Raw genomic sequence first — 26,334 nt, 5'->3', positions numbered from 1 at the left:
ATCAAAAGTTTGGCTATTCATTCACGCGGTGAAGATATTCGTTAACTCGTGGCAGCGCAAGTTAACGCGATAAGATAACTAAGGTGTTCTTAATTCTCTTTTTTTATAACACTTTGTTCTATCTATTCTAGTCAAAAGCAGTACATTTGCTGCATAAATCAGTCTGTGATTTTAAGAGAATCGGACGTTTTATATCATCGAGCAAAACCGTGATAGCGTTTAGAGTCTTACTCACTTCATCCATACTGATCCTAACTTTTCCTAGCGCCATAGCGTCGCCAATGTTTGTTTACGCTCAGTCTCCAATTCATTCAAACGTTCTCTCAACTCAGCTGCGTTCTGCCCAACCGAATAGAGTCGGCACGATAGAGTTCAAATCCTCTTACACACAGGCCAGTATATGGGCTCATACGGAAGCCTATTCGCTCGACTACTACCAAAACCAATCCAATATTGCTGTTGAGTGGCAAGCGTCTCCCATCTGGAAAACAGAACTGGATTATCGTGTCGTCACTGCCAAAGATAATGGATTAGATAGCTTTGTTATGGGGTTTCATGATCTTTTTGGCATTGGGCAAAACGGACGTGATGAGGTAGCAGAAGATCAATTCACCATGGACTTCCATAATGCTGGCGTTCATGTCTCTGACTTTGAAGGTGATGAATTAACCAATGCGCTGACTTTTTACAATGAATTATTGTTGTATTCTAGGGGGCCTATGTCGCTCTCTGCTGGTGGCTCTTTGTATTACAACAACGTAAGAAGTGGACAATTTTCGAGAACAAGTTTTGAGCAAGGCGTTCAACTTAACTACAGCTATATCACACCCAAACACAGTATTTTTTCAACCGTCGGTTTAGTGCATCGAAATGGCGATAATTCCTTTGTCGGCCTAGAAGACTTACGTTTTGAGAACGTAAGTGCGAGTTGGTCGATAGGGTATGAATATCGACTGAATTCGCGTCATAGTTTGCTTATTGAATCTCTCAACTATCAAGGGTGGGCGAGCAACGATCCAGATTTTTCTGAACCTTCCAATGAAGTGGTCGTGGGTTACCGTTATCGCCTACATCAACTTGCGATTGAGGCTTTGATGATCGAAAACATCCGTAACATGGACAACAGTACCGACATCGGGTTTACGCTCGGGTTGCGCTTCTCAATATAAAAGCCATATCAACATATCATTATGTAATTTAATTCATCAAAGCTATAAAATTTCAGTAAATTTACGGTATATCAATAACGTGATTTTTTGAACAATAGCGCCACTCCAAAAGGCCGGACTCACAAGGCCGAATCAATATATAGGTAGTGGTAACCATGAAAAAAACATTAGTAGCACTTGCGATTGCAAGCATTTCAACTTCAGCATTCGCTGTAAACACAAGCAGCCAAAACAGCCAGAATGAAGAGATGTTTGCTTTTGATTCTATGCACAAAGATCAATTTTCAGTAGCAGGTTCTTTCGGTGTTGGTGGTTACTACGACACAGGTTCTAAAGCATTTTACGATGATTGGGCGACAGGCCTAACGCTTGCGGTAAGTTACCGTAACAACCGTTTTGTTGGTTACTTCGAAACGGACATGATGCTTCAGTACACGACCGACGATAACGTTGCAGCGAACGACGCAGCGACATCTGCTTGGGTAAACGGTATTGATACTGGCCCTGCGACAGACGTAGATAAAGCGTGGTTAGGTTTTGACACTGGTTACGGTATCGCTTCATTTGGTTGGGAAAATGACACGGCGCTAGATAAAGTCGACGGCGCAGGTGACAACACTTACGAGTTTGGTGCTTCTGCTGGCGATGCTTCTGATGCATTCAATGTAGTTAAATTCCAAGGCGCAACAAGCGGCATTGCTTACGGTATTTCTTACTTTGAAACGAAAGATTCTCGCAACGATGATAATTTCGACAAAGGTGTGAACGGCTACATAGGTCTAGAGCAAGAAGTATTCAACCTATACGCTGGTTACGAGAACCGTGACTACGAAGATGATTTCGAAGTTTACACAGTGACAGGTAACGTTAAGGTTGGCGCACTTAAGCTAGGTGTTAACTCTTGGATTGAAGAGAGTGATTCTGAGAAAAACACAGGTTACTACCTATCTGGTGGCTTCACAGTTTCTGAAGACCTAACGATTGCTGCTGGTTACGCATCTAGCAACAACGAACTTGACGGACAAGCGGATGTAGATGCTTCTTACATCAACATCGCAGCAATGTACCGTATCGCAGAAAATGCAGACATGGGCATCGATATCAAACAAGACATTGAAGGCTCTCGCATTGGTTCAACTGGTATGCAATACGACGAAGAAACACACGTATTCGCCGCTGCTTACTACTACTTCTAAGAACATAAGCAATTCTAAGAGCTTAAATTTACTTAAGAACTTAAGAACTTAAGAACTTAAGCCCTTAGAACTCAAATTCTCGAAATTGAACGCTATGGTGTAATTGCTGCCCGGTCTTTACACCATATTCTCTTCTTTGTGCGGCTTAAGCATCCACTGTTCGACATGTGGTATGCCACTCAAATTTGACGAGTGGATTATTATCTGGAGAAATACAATGGTTAAGAGCATGACTGGCAAGGGTGTCATTTATGGCAATGACACTCTGTTTACGTGTAAACCTAATCGCAATGGATTGTTTGAATTAGCACGTAAGCATGGAAGAGTTGCTGGTACTCGCCCACAAGACTCGCAAAACAAGGTCTACGTTGAATCTCTAGATGAAGCGTGGGAGCTACTTAAAACTGAGAAGTTTTATATTGTTTTGACGGGACAGGTGTACGGCATCCATAGAAAGTCTTTGAGAAGCATTGAGTCGGTTGATATTGAGTTTGATACCGAAATTCGGTCAGCTTGCGTTTCGATGTAGTGCCAAGAGTAAAAGAAAAGGACGATGAAATATCGTCCTTTTTGCTTTTTTGATTCTGAATTTTTGAGCGTAGAAGGTTGCTGAAGCTACCGACTGATTATCGCCCGTATTGCTCTACAATAAAGTGCTCAAAATCATCACACATTTGATCATTCGACTTTGCGTTATTCGCTAATTCAGTTGCACCATCAACAATCGATATCTTCGCATTCAAATCAGCGACTTGTGCTCGTTCGCGAGAATCCAGCTGTTTGATCTTTTGCTCTTCAATCGCCCATGCCTGTTCTGGTGATAAGTTACACTCATCGGCAAGGTACTTGGCATTGAAGCCTTCCCCAGTAAGACTTTGTATTGTCCCGTTATGGTTCACGCTATTACCTTGATGCCAATAGTGCTCTGCCAACAAAGGCCCGATCTCTGGGTTATCTGTTAAGTAGCCAAATTTCTCGGTGAAATATGCACGCGTTTGATACACCGCCATGTGAGCCAGTAAGTAACCTTGATATGCGCAAGAAGCTTCGTCTAATAACAGGTGCGGGATCGCCATTAATGGACGTGGGCTGCAATCCAAACCAAGTATGCTTTTCTCGCTACGACGAGCGAGCTCAGTGATCTTCTCAGGCGTAAGATCTTCGTCAGCCATTTCATAAAGCGCTCGTTCAAAGTAAGGCACCACAAGAATGCTGCGCTCTTGGTAGGCTCTGAATGGCTGCTTACTATCAATCATCGCTTTAATAAGCTCATCAGGTACCGGCTGACCTTCATCATTGACTGCGTATTGTTTTAGCCAATCGGCATCATTCAATAGGCTATCGCAGAACATAGACTGAGTTTCCGCGTAAGCCATTGAGGTCGGTGCAAACTCTTGAGAGAAACACGGCGCGTTCATTTTGACGTTGGCAAAGTGTGCCGCGTGCCCGCCCTCATGAAACAGAGTGTTGATTCCATCATAGCCGCTGCCGACTTGATCTGGCTTAGCGTTACTTGTGAAGTTGACTTGAGCTGGCACCCAAGTGTCTTGGTCATAGAACGAAGGAATAGGTCCATGACAAAAACCATTTGGGTACTTGCCTTTGCGATCAAGCAGATCCAACTTCAGTGTGGCTTGAGAATATTCGATATTTAATCGCCCAAAAGATTCAACCCAGCGTCTCAATGACTTTGAGAAAGGGACGTAAGGGTCGAGGTCATTCATTACGTCACCAGCAAAAGAGTAGGTGAAGTTATGGCCTTCGAGGGCGCTTTGACCCTTTTGCGCAGCCAAGTTGGTGAGACTTTTCTGGTGACTATCTCGGGTACGTGCCTCAAAGTCGTCCAAAATCGCAAATAGTTGCTCAGTGGTCATCTGTTCAGTTTTTACAACTGAGTAATCAAAAAAGGTCTTGAAGCCCAGTGATTGAGCAAATTGATTACGCTTTTTGATGAGCTCAATGAAACCATTAGACAGAACCCATTGTTCAAGTCCTAATAGTGCTTGATGCGCCGAAAGCCTAACTTTTTCATTGTTATTGGTTCGTACTGTTGAACCTAGAACCGGTAACGATCCTTCTGTTTCTTCACCCGCTTCATTAACGTAAGTCATCACGTGATTTTGCTTTTTCTCAAACAGCTCTGCTTCGAACTTGATGAGGTCTGCTTTTAGCGCCTGAGATTGTTGGGATTCGATTGCATGAGATTTAAAGGTCGCTAACCAGCCATTCAGTCCTGTTAATGTGCTCTCTTTTTCTTGAACGTCTTGAATCTCATCAATGGCAGAAATGTGCTTTTCGATAGCCGTGATTTGTTCAGCTGCACTAAGAAATTCAGTCCATTGAGTCTGCGCGAGTGTCGAGCCATCGTGGTCGTCACTGATGCCCATATATGTATCCCAAAAGAAGTCTTCTTTCGCTTTATGAGTCGCAAGATACTTTTGATTCAATTGGTTGAGATAGTTCGTTGCAGTCATGACATTCCTTGAAATTTAACCAGTAATTTCAACATTATGACACATTCATTGAATGTATTTTGTGACGATAGATATAACTGAATGCAAGTCACAGCCTATTGGTTTACTTTACAGCGTATTAGTGATAATTAATTAACTGTTAATGATTTGTTGTTTGCTAGTATTAATTAGAAATAGTTCGCTGATTTATCCAGCCTTTTATTGAGTAAATTGATGTACTCAAGGTCAGCGCTTTTGTAAGGAAGAGGTTTAGGATGGATCCTATTTTATATATCGAAGTTGGTGGTGTTGTTTGGCAAGTATTCCCTGATGGTACTTGGCTTCAATTACCTGCATCGCAACCCAAAGTTGAAGGTGTGCAAGTTGTGAGCATTGAGCCTCAGAATTTGGACCAAACTCAACCTCTCACTGAACCGCAAATAGCCGCTGTAGAACAACAGTTGGAAGAGGTGGTTACTCAGCTTGTCAACAATATCGAAAGCGCGCCTCAGCAACAGAACTCCGCCAATGATCAACCTAGCGCCAGTGCCTCTTTCATTGCCTATGTTCGCTCTACATTAGAAGAAACGCTGGCAGAAGCGGGTTTTGACACTCGTCCGACTGAATATTTTGAAGAAGACACAACATCCAACGACGGTGAGCTCGATGTATTGTTACCGAGCGCAATATTAACCGTCGATATTTTGGATGGTGGAGATGGCTACGAAAACCAATTCGAAGTACCTGCTGTCACGATTACGGGTACCGCCGTTGATGTTCGAGATGGACGCACCGTTGTTCTAACTATCACAGATGTTAATGGCAACACAGTCACTACTACCGCTATCACAAATGACGAAGCCTATGTCGTTAACGGCGTCGATCTTTCTTCGCTGGCGGAAGGCGATCTTAAAGTCGACGCGATCATCGCCGATGACTTTGGCAATAGCATTACTGCTAACGACTCTACAATCAAAGACACCCTAGCCACAATCGATGTCGATTTTGATGGTTTTGGCGATGAGTTTTATAACCAGTTTGAAATTTCCAACGGAGTGCTTGTCGGTACTGTTGCCAATGTTGAAGATGGTCAAACTATCTCAATCACGATTACAGACAGTGAAGGCCTGTCAGTAAGCTATTCAACGGTAGTTTCTGGGAATAGCTGGACGCTCGAAAATCAAGATTACTCCAATTTCGCCGAAGGTGAACTTACCGTCGTCGCCAGCACTATTGATATTGCCGGAAACCCAGCCACAGCGACTGACACCATCGTTAAGGATACGCTTGCGAGTATTGATGTTGACTTCGATGGCTTTGGTGATGAATTTTATAATGAATTAGAAGTAAATAATGGTGCTTTGGTTGGTACTGTTTCAAATGTCGAAGATGGGCAAACAATCTCAATCACAATAACGGATAGTGAAGGCTTATCCGTAAATTATTCGACAGTTGTGTCTGGCGACAGTTGGACATTAGTAAATCAAGATTACTCAAACTTCGCAGAAGGTGAACTTACTGTAGTCGCAAGCACCATTGATATAGCTGGCAACCCTACCACTGCTACAGACACCATCGTTAAAGATACTCTGGATAGAATTCTCGTTCGGTTCGATGGCTTCGGTGACAACTATTACAATCAAAGTGAAGTGAGTAAGGGTGCCCTTATCGGTGCCACATTCAATATTGAAGATGGTCAGGCGATAAATATAACGATTACTGATAGTAACGGTTTTTCTGTCGACTACACCTCGGTTGTTTCAGGCAATTTATGGAGCTTAAAAGACCAAGATTATTCTGGCTTTGCGGAAGGTGAGTTGACCGTTGTCGCGAGTATTACAGACATAGCGGGTAATACTATTTCGTCCACTGACACCATTATTAAAGATACGTTAGTGGAGATTGGAGTTGAGTTCTCTGGATCTGACGATGAGGTTTACAACCAAACAGAGGTCCTGAATGGTGTGTTGGTTGGCACTGTTGGCAATGTTGAAGACGGTCAAACAATCTCTATTACTATTACTGATAGTGCAGGCTCATCTTTAGATTATTCAACAACGGTTTCAGGCGGTACATGGACGCTTACTGATCAAGATTATTCTAGTTTTGCTGAAGGTGAATTAACGGTTAAAGCCAGTGTTACGGATATCGCAGGAAACACGGCGACTTCATTGGACACAATATTAAAAGACACGCTGGCGGACATCAGCGTGGACTTTGATGGTTTTGGTGATGAGTATTACAACTTTGCCGAGGTCAGTAAAGGCGCATTAGTTGGCACGGTGACCAATGTTGAAGATGGCCAAGAAGTTTCAATCATTATCACTGATGTTGATGGCAAGTCAGAAAATTATACCGCGACAGTTTCTGGTGGAGAATGGACACTTACAGGGCAAGACTATTCGGGTTTTGCCGAAGGGATCTTGACTGTAGAGGCTACAGTTACTGACGTTGCAGGCAATAATGCTACTTCTAGCGATACTATCGTCAAAGATACGTTGGCGGATATCAGTGTCGATTTTGATGGTTTTGGTGATGAGTATTACAACTCCACCGAGGTCAGTAATGGCGCCTTGGTTGGCACGGTGACCAATGTTGAAGATGGTCAGAAAGTTTCTATCACTATCACCGATGTTGATGGCAAGTCAGAAAATTATACAGCGACAGTGACTGGTGGTGAATGGACATTAGTCGACCAAGATTATTCAACCTTCGCGGAAGGTACGTTAACGGTTGAAGCAACGGTTACGGACGTTGCAGGCAATACTGCTACTTCTAGCGATACTATCGTCAAAGATACGTTGGCGGACATCAGTGTCGATTTTGATGGTTTTGGTGATGAGTATTACAACTCTGCCGAGGTCAGTAATGGCACATTAGTTGGCACGGTGACCAATGTTGAAAATGGTCAAGAAGTATCAATCACCATCACCGATGTTGATGGTAAGTCAGAAAATTATACCGCTACAGTCACCGGTGGTGAATGGACATTAGTCGGCCAAGACTATTCGGGTTTTGCAGAAGGTATCTTGACTGTAGAGGCTACAGTTACTGACATCTCAGGTAATACTGCTACTTCTAGCGATACTATCGTCAAAGATACGTTGGCGGACATCAGTGTCGATTTTGATGGTTTTGGTGATGAGTATTACAACTCTGCCGAGGTCAGTAATGGCGCATTAGTTGGCACGGTGACCAACGTTGAAGATGGCCAAGAAGTATCAATCACCATCACCGATGTTGATGGTAAGTCAGAAAATTATACCGCGACAGTGACTGGTGGTGAATGGACATTAGTCGGTCAAGACTATTCAGTCTTCGCTGAAGGTACGCTAACGGTTGAAGCTACTGTTACAGATGTTGCAGGCAATACTGCTACTTCTAGCGACACCATAGTGAAAGATACGCTAGCCAGTATCACAGCAGAATTTGATGATGCCGACAACATACTCAACACCGAGGAAGTTCAATCTGTTCGCCTACAAGGTGTTGTACAAAATGTCGAAGATGGACAACCTATTACCGTCACGGTTACCGATAGCAATAATCAGTCTATCACGTTACAAACCGTGGTTGTTGCGGGCGCTTGGAGCATCGATGATGTCGATCTGTCTGCATTTGCGGATGGCAACATTACCGTAGAAGCAGTTACTGTTGATATTGCAGGTAATGAAACAACGGGCACTGATTCGACAGGACAAATTGATACCGCTCCACCTGTTATCGATATTGATACCTTATCTGGTTTCAACATCTTAGATTTTCGCAGTGGTGATTTAACCACCATGCAGGGAACGACCGATGTTTCCGAAGGTTTACCTGTCTACATAGAGATCAATGATGGTACGCAAACGCTGACTTTTGAAGGTGTGGTTGATGCGTCTGGTGGCTGGCTAGTTGAGAATATCGATGTCTCTACCTTAGACCCATCTAGTGAGTGGGTTATCGATGCGAGAGTTGTGAACTCGATTGGTAATGAAGTCAGCGATGACATGCCAAGCATTATACTGCCAGGTTCAGTCTCATTTTCTGAAAGCACGGTCGGGATCTTCGGAGATCAAACCCAAGTTGCTGATATCAATATTCAGTTTGCTGACGAGTTTGCCTTTAGTGCAAACCAAGTTTCTGCCGAAGGTATCACATCTCAAGGCCAATCTATTGCCATTGCATTGGAGTCTGACGGCCAAGTACTAAAAGCAACACGAACCGATGGAACACTGGTATTTGAAGCTAAAATTGTCGGAGATACCGTTGAGATCACCTTCTTTCAAGCGGTTGACCAACAAGCTGGCGAAGAGTTACTTCAAACGGCGATCATTATCGAAGGTCTACAAATTGATGACGATGGAACTACTGAGCTAGTTTTAGGTGAACTACCTATTACGATTTTAGATTCTGAGCCTTTGTTGTTCGATGAGTCTTACACGATGGTTGAAGGTGAAACATCATCAGGTAACGTTCTGAGCAACGATATTGACCTTGATACCGCGTTGACCATTAGTAGTGTTGAAGTGGGAGGTGTCAGTAAGGATATTTCAGGTGCAACTCCTGCGGTATTTAATACAGGTGATGGTGTATTAACGGTATTTGCCAATGGTCAGTGGACCTTTGAAGCCAATCGAAACCTAGACCACACCCAAGACCATACCGTTACTTTCAATTATGTTGCCGCTGATTCCAGTGGTGATTTCGGCTCTGCCACGGCGACTATTGATATCACAGATGGTGCCGCAGGACAGATATTGGATGATTCGAAAACGGTAACGGAAGTCGATGTGACCTCCGGAGCGCAAACCATCAACGCTCAATTTACGATATTAGGTGGTTCGGATAATCCAGACCCAGACTCGATACAATTTAGTCCTGAAACCGTAGCACAATTAGAAGCACTAGGAATTACTTCGGGAGGCGATTCTACGGCACTCTCTTACACTCTCAGCGCTGACGGTCGTACTATTACAGCCAAGCAAGGTGACGAGGATGTATTCTCGTTTTCAATGACGACAACGGTCGATGGGAATAATGTACTTGCCGATATCGTGTTGGTGATTGAACGCCCACTAGACCATGTGCTTACCAGTGATTTACTCACGATTCCGTTAAACATTATTGGTACAGATACCGATGGTACTGTTTTAGAAAATGGTCAAATATCATGGGTGATCGAGGATGGTAATGACCCGAGTTTAATTCTCGATTCAACTGCTTCAGTTAACGAGTCTGACCTAAGCAACGATCCTGTTGGTGAGGTGAGTAGCACCGGAACTTTCAGTATCGGGATTGGTAGTGATTACTTAGATAGCGTGTTCTTTGATTTAGCCGATCAACCTCAGCTCTTTAGTGGTGGTGAGCAGATTTATTACACCGTTTCTGAAGATGGTACATTATTGACTGGCTACGCAGGGCCAGTCGCTGGTGGTGATGTTGCCTTTACTGTGAGTTTCGCCGCGCCGGTATCAGATGATTTAGATAGCAGTGTGGATTACGTATTCACACTCTACAAAGGCTTAGACCAAACTAATGGTACGGATTCTCTTCCTTTTACAGTTACTGCTCGTGATTCAGATAACGATAAAACCAAACTAGATCTCAATGTCTCTATTACTGATGGTGGTGAACCATTCATCGGGAGTGGCACGGTTGAATTGTCTGAAACCCCTATCGCCAATACTACCCCTGATGGCGTAAAACAAAGTGCTTTAGTTAATTTGGATATCACTGCGTCACATGATCCTATCGTTTATCTTGGTATTGATGTGACAAACGGTCAGGCGGTTCTAGATGGCGACAGGGAAGCCGTTACTCATAATGGTGAAGCCTTAACTTGGAGAGATAATGGCGATGGCAGTTTCGATGCGATATTGAGTAATGGCGATGTCATTATGCAGATTCGTCTACCTTCGGACTATTTCCTAGAAGCCAATGCTTCCGGTACGGTTGCCGTTGAGATTGATCTATATCGTTCTATTGACCATGGCACTGGGTTAAAAGATACCGAATTGAATATACCAACAACGGTTGTCGTTATTGATTCTGATGGCTCACGTTCCATACAAGAATCAGACATTAAAATATACGATGGTAAAGACCCAGCATTCTCAATTGTAGGCAGCATATCTGTTGATGAAGATGGACTCATTGGTGACAACGAACAAGCAGGTACTGAAGACTCGAGTCCATCAATATCCATTATTCAAGGCTCAGACGATATTGCTTCCGTATCAATTAATATCGATGCATTTGATGCTCTGGGTTACACCAGTGGCGGGCGAGCGATCTCCTTACAGGAAGTGAATGCCGATGGTTGGTATTACGCGCAAGACTCGTCGGGTAACGATATCTTCCGAATTCGCTTTAATAACGATGGCACTACCGAGTTTAACCTTTATGGACCGCTCGATCATGCCACGGGTGACAGTGAAAATAACCTTGCTGTGAATTTTGAATTGGTTGTCACAGATGTCGACGGCGATAGCTCTAATCCCGCTATTTATTCTGTAAACGTAACTGACGCAGTTCCAACTGCGCGAAGTGGTTCTATTGAGTTGGTGGAAGGCGACAATCTTAGCGGACAGTTTTTAACGGAAGAGTTTGCTGGTGCTGATGGTGCCACCATTATCAGTTTCGATTATCGCGGTACTATCTACACCTTTGTAGATGCTGATACTCCAATAACTATTGATCTCATCAACGATTTTGACAGTGGTAGCGTATACGGCCAGTTTACTCTCTCATCAGATGGTAGCTACCAACTAACGACGAACCCGAATGTAACGACTGACCCTGCCGATCCCAAAATCGTCGATGACATTGACTATTTGGTGCGAGATGCCGATGGCGATGAAGTTATTAGTAACGCTGAGCTTGTGTTGGACGATAACGAAGGTTTTATCCGTTATGAAGACTCAGAAACCACAGAAGATAACGACGCGATTATTGTAGTCAGTGTTTCAACCGGAGATATAGACCAAAGCGAAACCGTTACGGCTATCGAGTTCTCCGAAGCATCGTTAAACGGTGGTAGCTTGTACCTTGATGGCGTATTGCTTCAAGTTGTAGACGGCAAGGTAACTTTGTCTGGAAGTCAATTGGCTGCAATTGATAGCCAGTTTACTGGCCCAAATGGACAGTTGACCTATCGTCCAGCACTGCATGAATCCAATACCACGTCGACGGTTATTTTGGCGATCAACGCGATCATTAGTACCGATACGGTGCCAAAAGAATTGACCGCTGATGTTGCTGTTTCTGTTTTACCCGTCGCTGATGCCCCGGATTGGTCAGATTCTGTATTTACCTACCAATCCGTCGAAGATGACGCCGACCCTATCAAGCTCGATATTACCGCTCAACTCGTTGACCAAGATTCGTCGGAAACACTAACTTATACGATAAGTGGTATTCCAGATGGTCTGAATATCACCTTGAACGGAAATGCCGTCAAAGAGGGTAAGGAGTACACTCAGAATCAAATCGACAAAATGGAAATCAGAGCTGATGAAAATTTAGCGGGTCGATTTGAATTTGAAATTACTGCGATTGCGACTGAAGCAGGAAATACCTTTGCGGATCCAGATGATAGAACTGCCGATATTGTTAATACTGTAGTCGTTGAGATCTCACCGGATGCGGACACTCCCATTTTATCTGTTAAAGATTACAAAGGTCTTGAAGATGAAAATATCTTCTTAAAGAACGTAATCAATGGTGCGTTGACTGATACCGATGGTTCTGAATCTTTAAGTTATCAGATTGAAGTGCAAGACGGCTGGGCGATTCAAGGTGGATTGTTTGACCTAATTGGTCCTAATACTTATCTCGTTTCTGCTGAAGCGATAGAGAACGGCACCGCTTATTTAATACCAAAAGAAGACATCAGCTCCTTTACGGAAGACCTATTCATTAACGTGACTGCCGTTTCTTATGAATCGACAATTGACTCGTTAGACCCTGTTAATGTGACTGCGCTTAGCGATACTAAAACCATCAATATTTTCCTCAAAGGTGTGGTGGATGAGCCTGTTGTCGTGGACGGAGGTAATGCGCACTGGGAATATGATAGCGATACCAAAGTCATCAGCAATCAATCTGTTCTCAATGAAGATGGTTTGATTCGACTCGACTTTGTTGTTCAAACCTCAGACGACGACGTTTCAGAAGAGATCAACATACTCCTGACCAACATCCCTGAAGGCACTTTGCTGGTGGATGCTCTGGGTGAACCAGTGTCACTGACGATTGCTTATATCGATGATGTTACTGGCGCAGTATTCCAAGTCTCTAATGCACAATTGAATGATTTGTATCTTAAGCCAGTTACTGATTTCAGTGGGGAACTGGAACTTACCGTTATTGCTATCTCAACTGAATCTGACGGTGATTCGGACGAATTCCCGATGACTTTGAAGGTGGAGTTAGCGCCTGTTGTCGATCAAGAAGATGGTCAAACGGTGAGCACGCAAGGTATTGAAGATAGCCAAATTGGCTTGAACCTTGAGCCATCTGTGAATCAAGATGTTGACGGCAGTGAGTCTTTAACGGGGTATGTGATTGATAGCCTTCCTTCTGACCTGACTCTCTACTTCGATGGCAGTGTGATTGCCGTTCCTGCTTCAGGTTTGGATTTAGAAACCCTATTGGATAGCACGACGCCTACATTATCTGAGCTTTTAAACAGCGGCAGATTGTCGGTAACGGCAACGGAAGATTTGAGCGGCACGTTCTCAATCCCAATTACTTATGAAGTGACTGATACGTCGCCAACGGGCGCGACCGATGTAAAAGATATCTCGGGATCCATTAGTGTTACCGTTGATGCGAGGGTCGAGTCAGATACACGTTTAGAAAGTTCGGGTCAGCTGTACACCAGTGATGACGGTTCTCCGGTCAACGTGTCAGACGCGGTTACTTTTGTTGATGCTGATATGGATGGCTCAGAGTACTTAGATTATATCTTGATCGATGTACCTGATGGGTACTCTTTGATTATCGACCACCCTAACGGAGCTGCTCAAGATATTTCAGGAAACTGGATTATCTCGGCGAACGGCCTGACGAGTGATTCTATCCAAGAACTGGCTCAAGAAATTCTGAGTGGCATGACGATCTCCAGCCCAAGTGACACCCCTGTGTTAGATATTGTGGTGCGCGCTCGTGTCATTGATGGTGAAGATTCGAAATACATTGACACCTCATTCCAAATTCAGATTACAGGTCATGACGGCGGGGGCGGCTCTTGTGATCCTGTTGGCCCACCAAGTCCAATCCAACCGGATGGCGATATTAAAACGCCAGAAGGTGAAGATATCGATCTAACGGGTTTATTAAATACTGATGTTGCCAGTGACCCAGACAACACGATCTCTTTCTATATTCCAGCTGACTCTCTGCCTGAAGGCGTCGAGATTTCAGGGGAAGGTGTTATTGCTGAATATGATGCAGCTGGTGAAGTGGTCGGTTACTCGATTACTGCTGATGGTCTATCGAAGTTAACGCTAACTGGGTTAGATGAAGACTTTGCAGGGTGCATTGATTTCACGATAGAGACGGTCGAAACCTCACCATGTAATGGTGACACAGTCACGACAAATCAAACGATCAGCATTCAAGTGCTACCTGTTGTCGATGACATTACGGTTGCAACGGATTCGACAACAATCCAAGAAGACATCACTACGGATCTTAATCTTGAGCTTGTTCTTGGAGATAGCGTTGAAGAAGGCCAGTTAATTACGGGGGAAGGCAACAGCGCTACTGGTAAAGAGACAGTTAACTCTCTGACCATCACAGTATCAAATGGCGTGACACTGTCGGAAAGCCCCACAGATACTGGCTTGTTGGTTGATAACGGCAATGGTACTTGGACGGTAACCGATCCTAGCCGCTTGAGTGATGTGTTGGTGACACCACCAGAACACTACAGTGGTGAAATTACCTTAACGGTAACGGCCAATATTACCGATGAAGCGGATTGTGTGACTGAAACGGATACACAAGATGAAACGACCGTAGTGACGATCACGGTTGAACCTGTCGCTGACGCAGCAAACTTAGTAACGCAAGATGTTGTCGGCGATGAAGACAACTATATTTCATTGTCATCACTTAGCGCAGAGCTGATTGATCAAGACGGCTCTGAAAATATGTCCTTGGCATTGAAAGGTGTGCCAGAAGGCGCAATCGTCGCGATAAAAGTGGGCGATAGTTACGAACTGGTACCGAATAATGGCGTCGATGGTGGCACCTTTGATGGTAATCCTACTTACGAGTGGCAGTTAGACCCAAGTCAGCTTGCCGATCTCGTTATCATGCCGCCACGAGATTTCAGTGGTGACATGAATCTTGTACTTGAGGCGATTACTCAAGAAATCGGCACCACAGAAATTCGTTATACCGAATCTGAATTCACGGTTGGTGTGAACCCTATTGGTGACAAGGTTGAGTTCTTCGACCTACCTGAACAACTGACGGGTAGTGAAGATGAAGGCATTGTTATTCCGCTTGATGCGAATAGCTTTGAGACGAATAGTGATGAATTCTTATCAATTACGGTCACGGTGAATTCGACTTCGGACCCATCAGGGTTAGTCGGGCTAGACCGTATTCGAATTGGCTCTGAAACCAGTTCTTTCACCAATGTTAATGGCATCATACAGGCGACCATCCTCGTTAAAGCAAGCTCTGTCGATGAGCTCGAATTCTTTGCTGGCGATGCGTTTGGTAATCTCGATATTACGATTACAGGCAGAACGGTTGATCAAAATACAGTACTCGGAGAGTTAGTGGTCGACACGGGTGACCCAAGCTCGCAAGACATGACGCTTGTTATCACACCAGAACCTGACGCTCCGTTACTGAGCGTTGAATATTCATCAATAGTCGCGGAAGCAAGCGGCACTATTCCTCTAGGCTTAGATCTTTCTTTGGTTAACCCCGCGGATTCAGAGGAGGGTTTTATCACCATCTATGATATCCCTGCAGGTTTGACCTTCTCACATGGTTCGATGGTCGGCGGACAATACGTGGTGGACTTGGCTGATGTGCCTAACCTAGCGATAACAGGGGGCTACAACAGTGGTGATCAATTTGAGCTGACGATTGAGCCGTCGGCAGAGATAGGCAACAACCAAGCGGTAGGTTTGCCTCAAACAGTATCGGTTGAATTTGTCGCTGAAGGAGACTCTACGATTACCGCAACAGAGGACAACGACCTGCTGATTGGCGGCGCAGGCTCAGATAATTTTGTATTTGAATCGTCAGGTTTAGGAAGTGCAGAAGCTCCAAGCTACGATGTGGTTCAAGATTTTGATGCGTCTCCAAATACGGATGCAATTGACCTCTCAGGTATTCTAGGAAGCCTTGGCCTGAATACCGGAGTAGGAGCAACACAATACCTAGATTTAGAAGAATCTGGAGAAGGCGTAACCATTTCTATTAAACCGAATGGCGATGAAGACGTTCAACAAAACATCTTACTTGCCGATGTCACGTACGATGATCTGTATCAAGGTGACAGCAGCAGTGCATTAGAAGCACAAATTTTGCAAAAAATGATAGAAGACAATAACTTAACGCTGTAAGTTAGATGTACAGTCTATAAAAGGAAGTTTAGATTGGTAGAACAAAAAGACAGCTGGCTAGGTTGTGTTGAGTGGTTGTGTGAGCATTTTAATGTTCGCAGCCACCCTTCCAAAATAGTGTCTGGCCTACCTTTAGATGAAGGCCGGCTCAATGAATCCCTTTTTCCAAGAGCGATTGAGAAATCGGGGTTAACGCTGAGCCACGTTAAAAAAGAATTACTGACTCAATGTCAGTTCCCTGTTGTTGCCGTTAATTCTGCGACAGGGACTCCTCTTATCGTAACCCAAAGTTCCGGTGGCGACTTTCATGTATTGGATTGCGAAACCAATTCAAGCCAACAAACCCTCTTAAAAGACTTGGTTACTCAAGTGGAACCGTATGTGTGGCAAGTAAGTGCTCAAGCGCTTGATGATGCCCGTGTACAATCCCATGAACGCAGTGACAGTAAATCCAATACTCGTTGGTTATGGCGTGTCGTCAAAGAAGTGAAGCCTTGGTATCGAGACCTGTTTATCGCTTCATTCTTGATCAACTTACTCGCGTTAGTTGTACCTCTGTTTACCATGAACGTGTACGACCGTGTGGTACCAAATCAGGCGTTTAATACGTTGTGGGTGTTGGCGGCAGGCGTTGGTATTGTTGTGATCTTTGATTGGGTGTTGAGAAGCTCACGAAGCTCTGTTACTGACATGGCTGGGCGCTATATTGATAACAAGTTGTCTTCTCAACTGTTCTCTAAAGTACTCGGTATGAAGTTGGAAAATCGACCTCAATCAGTAGGTGCATTTGCCAGGCAGCTTCAAGATTTCGATAGCGTTAAAGATTTCTTCACTTCCATATCTTTGGTCACGTTAGTCGACTTACCATTCACCTTGTTGTTCCTTTTCCTGATCGGTTGGCTTGGGGGCGCAATGATGTTCATCCCAGTTGCAATCATGTTGGTATTGATTGTGTTGAGCATAGCGATGAAAGGCAAAGTCGAGAAAACATTCGATGAAACCGCACGTTTATCAACACAAAGACAAGCGCAGCTGTTTGATTGTTTAACAACCCTTCCGGACATCAAACAAAATAACGCTGAAGGTATTACTCAAAAGCGTTGGGAACAGACTATTTCATCGCTCTCTCAATGGCAGACTCAATCTCGCCACTATTCGAATATCGTGACGCACTCCATCCAGTCGAGTCAGCAGATCGTTACTATCACGCTGATCATCTTCGGTGTTTATCAGATCTCTGAAGGTCTATTGAGCATGGGTGGCTTGATAGCTGTGGTGATGTTGAGTGGACGCGCTGCAAGCTCGGTGAACCAACTTTCTCTTTTAATGCTGAGATTCCAGCAAACACGATCGGCCGTCGAAGGCCTGAATCAAATCATGGAGCTACCTCAAGAAGAGTCTAAACACCAAGTGATCGATAAGGGTGACTTTGATGGCGGGGTTAGGTTGGATGAAGTCACGTTTACCTATCCAGAAACTCAAAGCCCTGCGTTAAAGGAAATCTCTCTTGAGATAAAACCGGGTGAACGCGTTGGCCTTGTGGGCGCGGCAGGCGCGGGCAAAACAACCCTACTATCGATTGTTGCTCGTCAGTATTTACCCACAACAGGCCAAGCTTTCTATCAAGAAATCGATGGACAATTATGGCCAACCAGTGTGCTACGCAGTGGCATGGGCTGGGTAGGACAAACCACCAACCTTATCTTCGGCAGTGTTTACGACAATGTCACGCTTGGAGCGACTAATGTTGATGAAGAGAAGCTAAGACAAGCACTACAGCAGTCGGGTTTGAATGGCTATATGGGGCGCTTAAGCAATGGCTTAGAAACGCCAGTTGGTGAAGGTGGCCGCTTGCTTTCTGGAGGCCAACGCCAAGCTGTGGCTATCGCAAGGGCGCTTTATCGTTGTCCAAAGCTATTGATCATGGATGAGCCGACCAGCGCACTTGATAATCAAGCTGAGATACAGTTCTTCAATGCACTACAGAGCATGCCGAGAGAAACGTCCATGCTGATCAGTTCGCACAAATCTTCGTTCTTGATGATGTGTGATCGAGTGATTGTGTTGGATAAAGGTCAGATCGTGGCTGAGGGTGAGCCAAAAGATATCCTCTCTCTACAAAAGAAAAGCGCTCCGAAAGGAACAAGTCGTTTTAAGACGGTTTCAGTGGTGAAGGGAGGTCGTCATGAGTAATGATATTCAATGGACCAACAATCATTTGGCGTTTCGCTCTCGCAAGCTGATCTGGTTAAGTGCGCTATTGATTGTGTCTATCATCGGTTGGGCGACATGGGCAACACTAGAAGAAGTCGTGATCGGTGAAGGCAAAGTTGTGCCTAGCCTTTCAGTTCAAACCATTCAGAGCTTAGAAGGCGGCTTAGTTCAAGAGATCATGGTGCGACAAGGTCAATCTGTCGTGAAAGGCCAGCCTCTGGCTAAGCTGGAAGACACGCGTTTTAAAGCGGCTTTTTTAGAGTCGGCTCAACAAGCGGATACATTACTGGCTCAACAATTAAGGTTGAAAGCTGAACTGTCGACGGTTGTTTTAAATAACGATGCGAATGAGTGGTATGAGCGAGTGGTCTTGGTGCCACAAGATATCGCTGTTGATGTATCAAGTCATCCCGCGTTAATGAACGCAAAAGCGAACTACCGAGAGCGTTTAGGTCAGTTGAAATCTGAGCTTGAAGAGGCGGCACTTCGCATTGAGCAACAAGACCAAGCGCGTGTCGATACGCTGAATAATATCCAGACTCTAGAAAGTAGTCTCGATATCGTTATTCGTGAGCGCAACATGCTCAAAGATGTGGTCGCGAGCGGCGCGGTTGCTGAGGTTGAACTGCTGAAGCTTAATCGTGATGTGGTGAAGCTTAAAGGTGATATTGCCAGTTCAAAAGTAGCGGCTCAAAAACAGATAGCCGCCTACTCAGAATCGATAGCGGATCATCGCAGCATCGCACTCGATTTTCGTGCCAAGGTACAAGGTCAATTGAATGAAGTGGCCAGTAAAATCGCGCAATTGAACGAAAGCCAACAGGCGATTGCCGACCAGTTGAAACGAACTGAAATCTTAGCGCCTGTCGATGGCACGGTGAAAGAGATATTTGTACGTACTATTGGCGGTGTAGTAAGGCCGGGTGAGCCGATTATTGAGCTAATTCCGTCGAACAGTCAGTTGATTGTGGAAGCCAGAATCTCGCCTCAGGATATTGCCTTCGTGCATAAAGGTTTGGGCGCCACGATTAAATTCACTGCTTATGATTTTGTCATTTATGGCGGGCTCAAAGGCGAAGTGACTTATGTCAGTGCCGATGCTCTGCAAACAGAAGATGGCAACGCCTATTACCGAGCCCATATTCAGCTAAACGAAGACCAGCAACAAAACTCTGCCTTTAGCATTATCCCAGGGATGCAAGTCGCGGTTGATATCTTGACCGGCGAAAAAACAGTATTGAGTTATTGGTTAAAACCTATTTTACGAGCTAAGGAAAACTCACTTCGCGAACGATGAAGTGGGTTAAAGCATAAATATAAAAGGAAGTGTAATGCATTCAAAATTCTTACTCTCTTCTTGCTTACTGATGAGCGGGCTGTCTCAAGCAGCCTCATTGGAAGAGTCCGTGGCCTTTGCCATAGACTATAGCCCAGAGATATTGGCGCAGTACTCCCGATACCAATCGGTGATAAGAGACGGTGACGCTGCAGGCGGCTTGTATATGCCGCAAGTCAATTTGTACGCGGCTGCAGGTTATGAAGAGACGCGCTACAACAGTGGTAGCAAACTCGACACCGATGACCGTGGTTTAACGCGAACTGAAATCGGTGTAAAAGTCTCCCAACTATTGTTCGATGGTTTTAAAACGACTTCGAACGTCGACCGACTCACGTTCGAAGCTGAAGCAGAGCGTTTAACCCTAATTTCACGTGCTGAAAATGTATCGTTAGATGTGGTGAGAAACTACCTCGATATTCTAAAAGCAGAGACGCTGCTTGAACTGTCTAAGCGTAACGTAAAAGAGCACCAAGAGATCTATCAAGATATCCAAGATAAAAAGAGCAAAGGTTTGAGCAGTAACTCAGATTTGGCTCAAATCTCTGCTCGTGTTGCGACAGCGCAATCTTCATTAATTGCCGCTCAAAATAACCTGTTTGATTTGCAAACTCAGTATCTACGTTTAGTGGGCAAGCCTGCTGTGAACTTGGTTTATCCCCGTTTTGACTACGCTCTATTACCAAGTTCAGCACAGGTCGCACTTGAACAAGCTGTCGAGAATCACCCAGAAATCAAAGCCTCTTTGCTTGATATCGATGCTGCTCGTAAAGAGATGCGTAGAGAGAAAGGCGATTACTATCCAGAAGTAAAACTGGAACTTCATGCCAACAAAAATGACAACGTGTCTAACCCTCCGGGCGGTGTTGATGAAGACGCGAGAATCATGCTGACCATGGATTATGATCTGTTTAACGGCTTCTCTACCGACTCTCGAGTGGAATCGTCAGCGTGGCGTGTCGAAGAGGCAAGAGCAATTCGCGTGAGAACCGAGCGTGAAGTGAAAGAGGGTACCCAGCTTGCTTGGAACGCCTACAAGATGCTTGAACAACAAAAGTCTCTACTTCAACAGAACGTAGATGCGGCCAAAATTGCAGAACTGGGTTACATCCAACAATTCAATGTAGGCAGACGAAGTCTATTAGATGTGTTGGATGCAAAAGTGGAAGTGTTCTTGGCTCGAAGAAACTTCATCAGCACAGAATATGATCAAACGTTAGCGGCATACCGCGTACTGAACGCGATGGGCATGTTGACCTACGCGTTAAGGGTTGAACATCCAGAAGAGTGGCAAGGGGAGAACAAGTAATGAGATATTTTAAACTAGCGCTACTTAGTTCTATCTTGCTAATGGGTTGTGCAGAAACGCCCGACACGACAATGACTCGCCATCAAATTGATGATCTAGCGGATGATGACCGTGATGGCGTGATTAACCAACGCGATCTTTGTGCCGATACTCCAGAAGGTGTGACGGTAGACATTAAAGGTTGTGCCAATTGGAAAATCGTCGAAGATGTTGAAGTGTTAAGCGTGGCATTTGATTTCGATAAGTATGACCTTAAACCTGAACATACTGCGGTACTCAATGAACTTGTTCGTTTACTGGGTGAACAGCCAGATGCATCGGTGACTTTAGTTGGCGATACCAGTTCAGAGGGTACAAACACTTATAACAAGGCACTGGCGAAGAAAAGGACTGGTGTGATTCGAGATGCGTTGATCGACAGAGGCATCGATGGTGAGCGAATTTTCGAACAAGAATTTACTCAGATAACCAGCTTAACTCAGCATCTTCATAAGCGTAAGCGCAGGACTATTGCAGTATTAAAAACAGAGAGCATGGAAGTGAACCCATCTTGGAATATCTTCACTTCAGAGATGCAACTCGACAGTAACAGCGATGTTGAATCTAAGACATCGATTGACCCAGTAGGAGGCCAGTAATGAAACGTCTATCTAATAAATCCGGCTTACTGCTTGCTGCTGTACCTATGTTGTTCTCGGCATCGACGTTCGCGAATGATACCAGTGAAATTGGTTTGGTCGCGATTGAGCCGAATATGCAAGGCCTTGTTGAAGACTTACTTAAGAGCCAAGAGATCGACCTAGAGATCTTGCTGAGTGACAGCGTCCCAGAGCAGATGATCATGCAACGCTCACGTGTTGGTATTACTTCCAAAAAGTGGACTGACAAAGAGATGGCTAGGTTCGACATGCGCTACGGCTATAGGCCGACAGAGCTGATGTTTACCGCTGACGTGATTGCGATTCTAGCGAATGAGAATAACCCTGCAACATCCATCAGTGTCGCTGAACTTATCGATGTGTTTGGTTGCTCTAACGACCCTAAACATCCCAAATGGTCACCAAGCAGTGATATCCGTAATGGTGAAAGCCTAGATACTCATATGCTGCCCTTCGCCATTGATCATAACCTGAAGGGGCATACTACCTTTTCAAGTTGGGTCGAGTGTGGAACGGAGGGAGAATATGCCCATACTCAATTCCTAGCGGATTTGCCTGATCTGATTAACAAGATTGAAGACGAAGATGCCGCGATTGGTTACACCGTCTACTCAGATCAAATCTCAGATGTGAAATGGCTGAGCGTCGTTGATAATCTAGGGGTGAACTACGACTTAAACAAAGAGACGATCCTCTCTGGTCGTTATCCACTAGCCACGGTCTATTATATGTACCTGAATATTCCAGCGCATCGTAAAGGGTTTACTGAGCAAGAGAAGTTCTTTGTTGGGCTTACTTTGTCGGAAGAACATCAAAGCGTGTTGAATCAATACGGTTTCATCAGTTTGCCGCCAGAAGCCATTCAACGTAATAAAGTAAGGCTATCGCTTGAAGAGCCAGCAATAGAAGGTGGCTACAAATAATTGGTATGATGTATTGTATGTGAATCATCGGAATGGTATTGTTAGTTCCGTAATGGTTCTCAACGTGACGGATTACGTTATTCGGCGATAGAATTTATCTAGCGGGCATGTATGCCCGTTTTTTTTCGCTTAAAATTTGTCGGTCAGGCGTTTGTTTGTTGATTGGTCGCGTATAATGAACGCTTCATGCCGCACGAAATAAGCACAATTAATGAGAACTTTTCCTGTCTTAATCTCACCTTTGTTACTGGTTTTGAATGCCATTGCATTCTCCGTACAAGCAACCGAAAGCTGGTGGCTGCGAACGGTATTCAACACAAGTTCAGATCAACCAAGTGCTCAAAACTATATCAACGATATCGATCTCATGGATTGTGGTGACATAGAAGGCACTCTGCTGTGCAGTGACCAAACCAAATATTACGATCTGGATGTTTACGTTGAACTGGAGTTAGGTGAATCAAGTATTAAAGTGGTTCGCTTAAGCTTGCCGTATTCAAACTTAAGTTACACCAAGCTTCAGGCTTACCTTCGTCAAGATGGCTTTGCTCTGAGTTCTATTCGTATTGGGGCAGATGAGTTCGATGTCATCTCTCAACTCGAACACGCAAAACGTGAGGGCGTTGGTTTTGATGAGGTAGATAAGCAGCTCGTAGAATTTATTAATGCGCCACACCATTCATCCGATCAAGTGAGTTTATGGAACGTTCCTAACTCATCATCTGCTAGTTCGTCTTCTCCTTGGATTCAGTTACAGAGTGATGGTGATAACTTAACGGTTGAACTAAATCGCTTTTAATTGCTCAAATTTATAGATGCTTTCGTAATTCATTATTTTGTAGTTCATTAGAGAGAACAAGCCTTTTGGAACAACGGTTCACGGGCAGACAGCAAGTTATTATTCATTTAAGTGTTCGTTTTTCTGTGGCTCTCACATTTTTGGCAAGCGTTTACTTTTGCCATTTGTTATACGTTGAGCCTTCGGTAAAACGAGCTTAGGATACGTTCAGTATTGATAAAGGAGACAACCCATGGTTGCAAGAGTAACGACAGCGCCACAAGGCCCAGAACTTTCTGAGTTGGTGCAAGGATACTGGCGTACAGCTGAATGGGGCATGACCCCGCAACAACGTCTGACTTTCCTTAAGCAGCACATTGATCTTGGCATCACAACTGTTGATCACGCGGATATCTACGGTAACTACCAATGTGAAAAGTTGTTTGGTGAAGCATTAGCGCTTGAGCCGAGCCTTCGTGATGATATCCAAATCGTCACCAAGTGCGATATCAACTTGTGTGGTGACCACACTCCTGATCGTAAGATCAATCACTATGACACCAGCGCGCACCATATTTACCAATCAGTAAATAACTCACTAGAGCGCTTAGGTGTTAACGATATCGACGTATTGCTGATTCACCGCCCAGATGTACTGATGGACGCCGATGAAGTAGCTGAAGCGTTCGCAGAGCTGCATAAGGTCGGTAAAGTTAAGCACTTTGGTGTTTCTAACTTTTCACCGCGTCAGTTCGAATTGCTTCAATCTCGCCTTGGTAAGCCATTAGTAACCAACCAAGTTGAAATTAACCCACTGAACTTCGAAGTTGCCCATGATGGCACGCTAGATCAACTGCAGATGAACCGTATTCGCCCAATGGCATGGTCTTGTCTCGGTGGTGGTAGCATCTTCAGTGGCGATTCAGCACAAGCGATTCGCGTTCGTGATGAGCTAGAAGCGATTCGTCAAGAAGTGGGTGCAGACAGCATTGATCAAGTGATTTACGCTTGGGTTCGCCGTTTACCATCTAATCCCATTGCGATTATTGGCTCAGGTAAGATTGAACGTGTGAAGACTGCCGTTGATTCACTGAAAATTGAACTGACTCGCGAGCAGTGGTACCGCGTATGGGTTGCATCTAAAGGTCACGGTGTGCCATAGGAAGCAATTCGTATAGAAGCAAAAGCCAGCTAACAAAGCTGGCTTTTTTGTGTTCGCCTAACATGTTTCTTCAAAACTGTGATTAAGGTGGAATAATTTTCAAAAACACTCATAATGCACTCTGTTTTTCACCAGTTGGATATTTCCATTGAGCACTTCAAAATTCTCTTCAATCGCCCTTAAACCAGAGCTTCTAAATACGTTAGATTCTCTTGGTTATACTGAAATGACGCCGATCCAAGCGTTAAGTCTTCCTACTATCCTAAATGGCAAGGACGTTATCGGTCAGGGTAAAACGGGTTCAGGTAAAACAGCTGCTTTTGGTTTAGGCGTGCTGCAGAACCTACGCGTTAAGCGTTTCCGTGTTCAGTCTTTAGTGTTATGTCCGACTCGTGAGCTTGCAGACCAAGTAGCAAAAGAGATCCGTACTCTTGCTCGTGGTATTCACAATATTAAAGTGCTGACACTATGTGGCGGTATGCCAATGGGCCCACAGATTGGTTCACTAGAGCATGGCGCGCACATTCTTGTAGGCACTCCTGGTCGCATTCTTGACCACCTAGAGAAAGGCCGCATCGACCTGTCTGAGCTGAACACACTTGTGTTAGATGAAGCGGATCGCATGCTAGAGATGGGTTTCCAAGACGCTTTGGATGCAGTGATTGAAGCGGCACCAAAAGAGCGCCAAACTCTGCTATTCAGTGCAACTTTCCCTAAACAGATCAAATCTGTTGCAGATCGCATTATGCGTAACCCAGAAATGGTGAAGGTTGAGTCAACGCACGACCACTCAAGCATCCAGCAACACTTCTACAAGCTAGAAGGTTCTGAAGCTCGTGATGACGCTCTAGAGTTGTTGTTACTTCATCATCAACCAGAATCAGCGGTTGTGTTCTGTAACACTAAGAAAGAAGTACAGAATGTAAACGATGAGCTAAGCCACCGTGGTTTCAGCGTTATCGAACTTCATGGCGACATGGAGCAGCGTGAACGTGACCAAGCATTGGTTCAGTTCTCAAACAAAACGATCTCTATTCTAGTTGCGACAGACGTTGCGGCTCGTGGTCTTGATGTTGATAACCTAGACGCAGTATTCAACTTTGAATTGTCTCGCGACCCTGAAGTTCACGTACACCGCATTGGTCGTACTGGCCGTGCAGGAAGCAAAGGCGTCGCTATCAGCTTCTTTAGCGAGAAAGAAATGTACCGTGTTGCTCAAATTGATGAGTACATGGATATGCCGATTGAGCCATCTGAGCTTCCAGCAAAACCTATTGCTAAGCCGTACTACTCAAACATGGTAACCATTCAGATTGATGGCGGTAAGAAAGCTAAGCTTCGTGCTGGTGATATTCTTGGTGCATTGACTGGTCAAGGTGGTATTGATGGTAAATCAGTAGGTAAGATCAACTTGTTCGCAATGCGTGCTTACGTTGCTGTAGAACGCTCTGTAGCTAAGAAAGCACTGAACAAGATCGAATCAGGTAAAATGAAGGGTCGTCAATTCCGCGCCCGAATCCTGAAGTAATTCGAGACTGAAGCCCTTTACTGCGAGC

At 44.6% G+C, this 26,334-nt stretch carries 13 protein-coding genes; 12 read left to right on the top strand and 1 reads right to left on the bottom strand.

Translation table 11 applies throughout. The annotated features are described in order from the left end of the window. The first annotated feature begins 248 nt into the window (after window positions 1–248). The 3 genes from L0992_19050 to L0992_19040 all read left to right on the top strand — a co-directional run bounded on the left by L0992_19050 (window position 249) and on the right by L0992_19040 (window position 2,894). Entirely contained in the window at window positions 249–1,169 is a 921-nt protein-coding gene (locus L0992_19050) for a DUF3187 family protein (protein XGB70386.1), read from the top strand. 155 nt (window positions 1,170–1,324) lie between these two features. Further along, complete coding sequence (locus L0992_19045) at window positions 1,325–2,365, top strand: porin (GenBank protein ID XGB70113.1); 1,041 nt, start codon at window positions 1,325–1,327, stop codon at window positions 2,363–2,365. 217 nt (window positions 2,366–2,582) lie between these two features. Continuing rightward, window positions 2,583–2,894 carry a hypothetical protein gene (locus tag L0992_19040; GenBank protein XGB70112.1) on the top strand — a complete coding sequence of 104 codons (312 nt, stop codon included), beginning with the start codon at window positions 2,583–2,585 and terminating at the stop codon, window positions 2,892–2,894. A gap of 97 nt (window positions 2,895–2,991) precedes the next feature. On the opposite strand, the gene L0992_19035 is transcribed toward L0992_19040, so the two are convergent. Further along, a complete protein-coding gene (locus L0992_19035; protein XGB70111.1) occupies window positions 2,992–4,839 on the bottom strand; it encodes a M3 family metallopeptidase in 1,848 nt (615 codons plus the stop codon). A gap of 254 nt (window positions 4,840–5,093) precedes the next feature. Here L0992_19035 and L0992_19030 point away from each other — a divergent pair, with 254 nt between their 5' ends. From L0992_19030 to dbpA, 9 genes are all read left to right on the top strand, one after another. Next, the gene (locus L0992_19030) at window positions 5,094–16,397 is read left to right on the top strand and encodes an Ig-like domain-containing protein (protein XGB70110.1); all 11,304 of its coding nucleotides are present in this window, start codon (window positions 5,094–5,096) and stop codon (window positions 16,395–16,397) included. A 33-nt stretch (window positions 16,398–16,430) separates the two neighbouring features. Continuing rightward, on the top strand, window positions 16,431–18,590 hold the full coding sequence (locus L0992_19025) for a type I secretion system permease/ATPase (protein ID XGB70109.1): 2,160 nt from the start codon (window positions 16,431–16,433) through the stop codon (window positions 18,588–18,590). Beyond that, window positions 18,583–19,908 (top strand): HlyD family type I secretion periplasmic adaptor subunit, encoded by a 1,326-nt coding sequence (locus L0992_19020; protein XGB70108.1) that lies wholly within the window; start codon window positions 18,583–18,585, stop codon window positions 19,906–19,908. The genes L0992_19025 and L0992_19020 overlap by 8 nt, the downstream gene beginning before the upstream one ends. A 34-nt stretch (window positions 19,909–19,942) precedes the next feature. Beyond that, window positions 19,943–21,256: a TolC family outer membrane protein gene (locus tag L0992_19015; protein XGB70107.1), complete on the top strand. Its 1,314-nt coding sequence runs from the start codon at window positions 19,943–19,945 to the stop codon at window positions 21,254–21,256. Continuing rightward, window positions 21,256–21,894 carry an OmpA family protein gene (locus L0992_19010; protein ID XGB70106.1) on the top strand — a complete coding sequence of 213 codons (639 nt, stop codon included), beginning with the start codon at window positions 21,256–21,258 and terminating at the stop codon, window positions 21,892–21,894. Before L0992_19015 ends, L0992_19010 begins: the two co-directional genes overlap by 1 nt. Continuing rightward, a complete protein-coding gene (locus L0992_19005) occupies window positions 21,894–22,838 on the top strand; it encodes a phosphate ABC transporter substrate-binding protein (protein ID XGB70105.1) in 945 nt (314 codons plus the stop codon). Before L0992_19010 ends, L0992_19005 begins: the two co-directional genes overlap by 1 nt. Before the next feature lie 211 nt (window positions 22,839–23,049). Then, window positions 23,050–23,637 carry a hypothetical protein gene (locus tag L0992_19000; protein ID XGB70104.1) on the top strand — a complete coding sequence of 196 codons (588 nt, stop codon included), beginning with the start codon at window positions 23,050–23,052 and terminating at the stop codon, window positions 23,635–23,637. A 232-nt stretch (window positions 23,638–23,869) separates the two neighbouring features. Next, the gene (locus L0992_18995; protein XGB70103.1) at window positions 23,870–24,778 is read left to right on the top strand and encodes an aldo/keto reductase family oxidoreductase; all 909 of its coding nucleotides are present in this window, start codon (window positions 23,870–23,872) and stop codon (window positions 24,776–24,778) included. Window positions 24,779–24,926: 148 nt separating this feature from the next. After that, the gene (gene dbpA / locus L0992_18990) at window positions 24,927–26,306 is read left to right on the top strand and encodes an ATP-dependent RNA helicase DbpA (protein ID XGB70102.1); all 1,380 of its coding nucleotides are present in this window, start codon (window positions 24,927–24,929) and stop codon (window positions 26,304–26,306) included. Window positions 26,307–26,334 lie beyond the last annotated feature (28 nt).

The organism is Vibrio pomeroyi, from assembly GCA_041879425.1.
Lineage (GTDB): Bacteria > Pseudomonadota > Gammaproteobacteria > Enterobacterales > Vibrionaceae > Vibrio > Vibrio pomeroyi_A.
The sequence above is the reverse complement of the archived record's forward strand: the minus strand, read 5'-3'. Positions and strand labels throughout refer to the sequence as shown.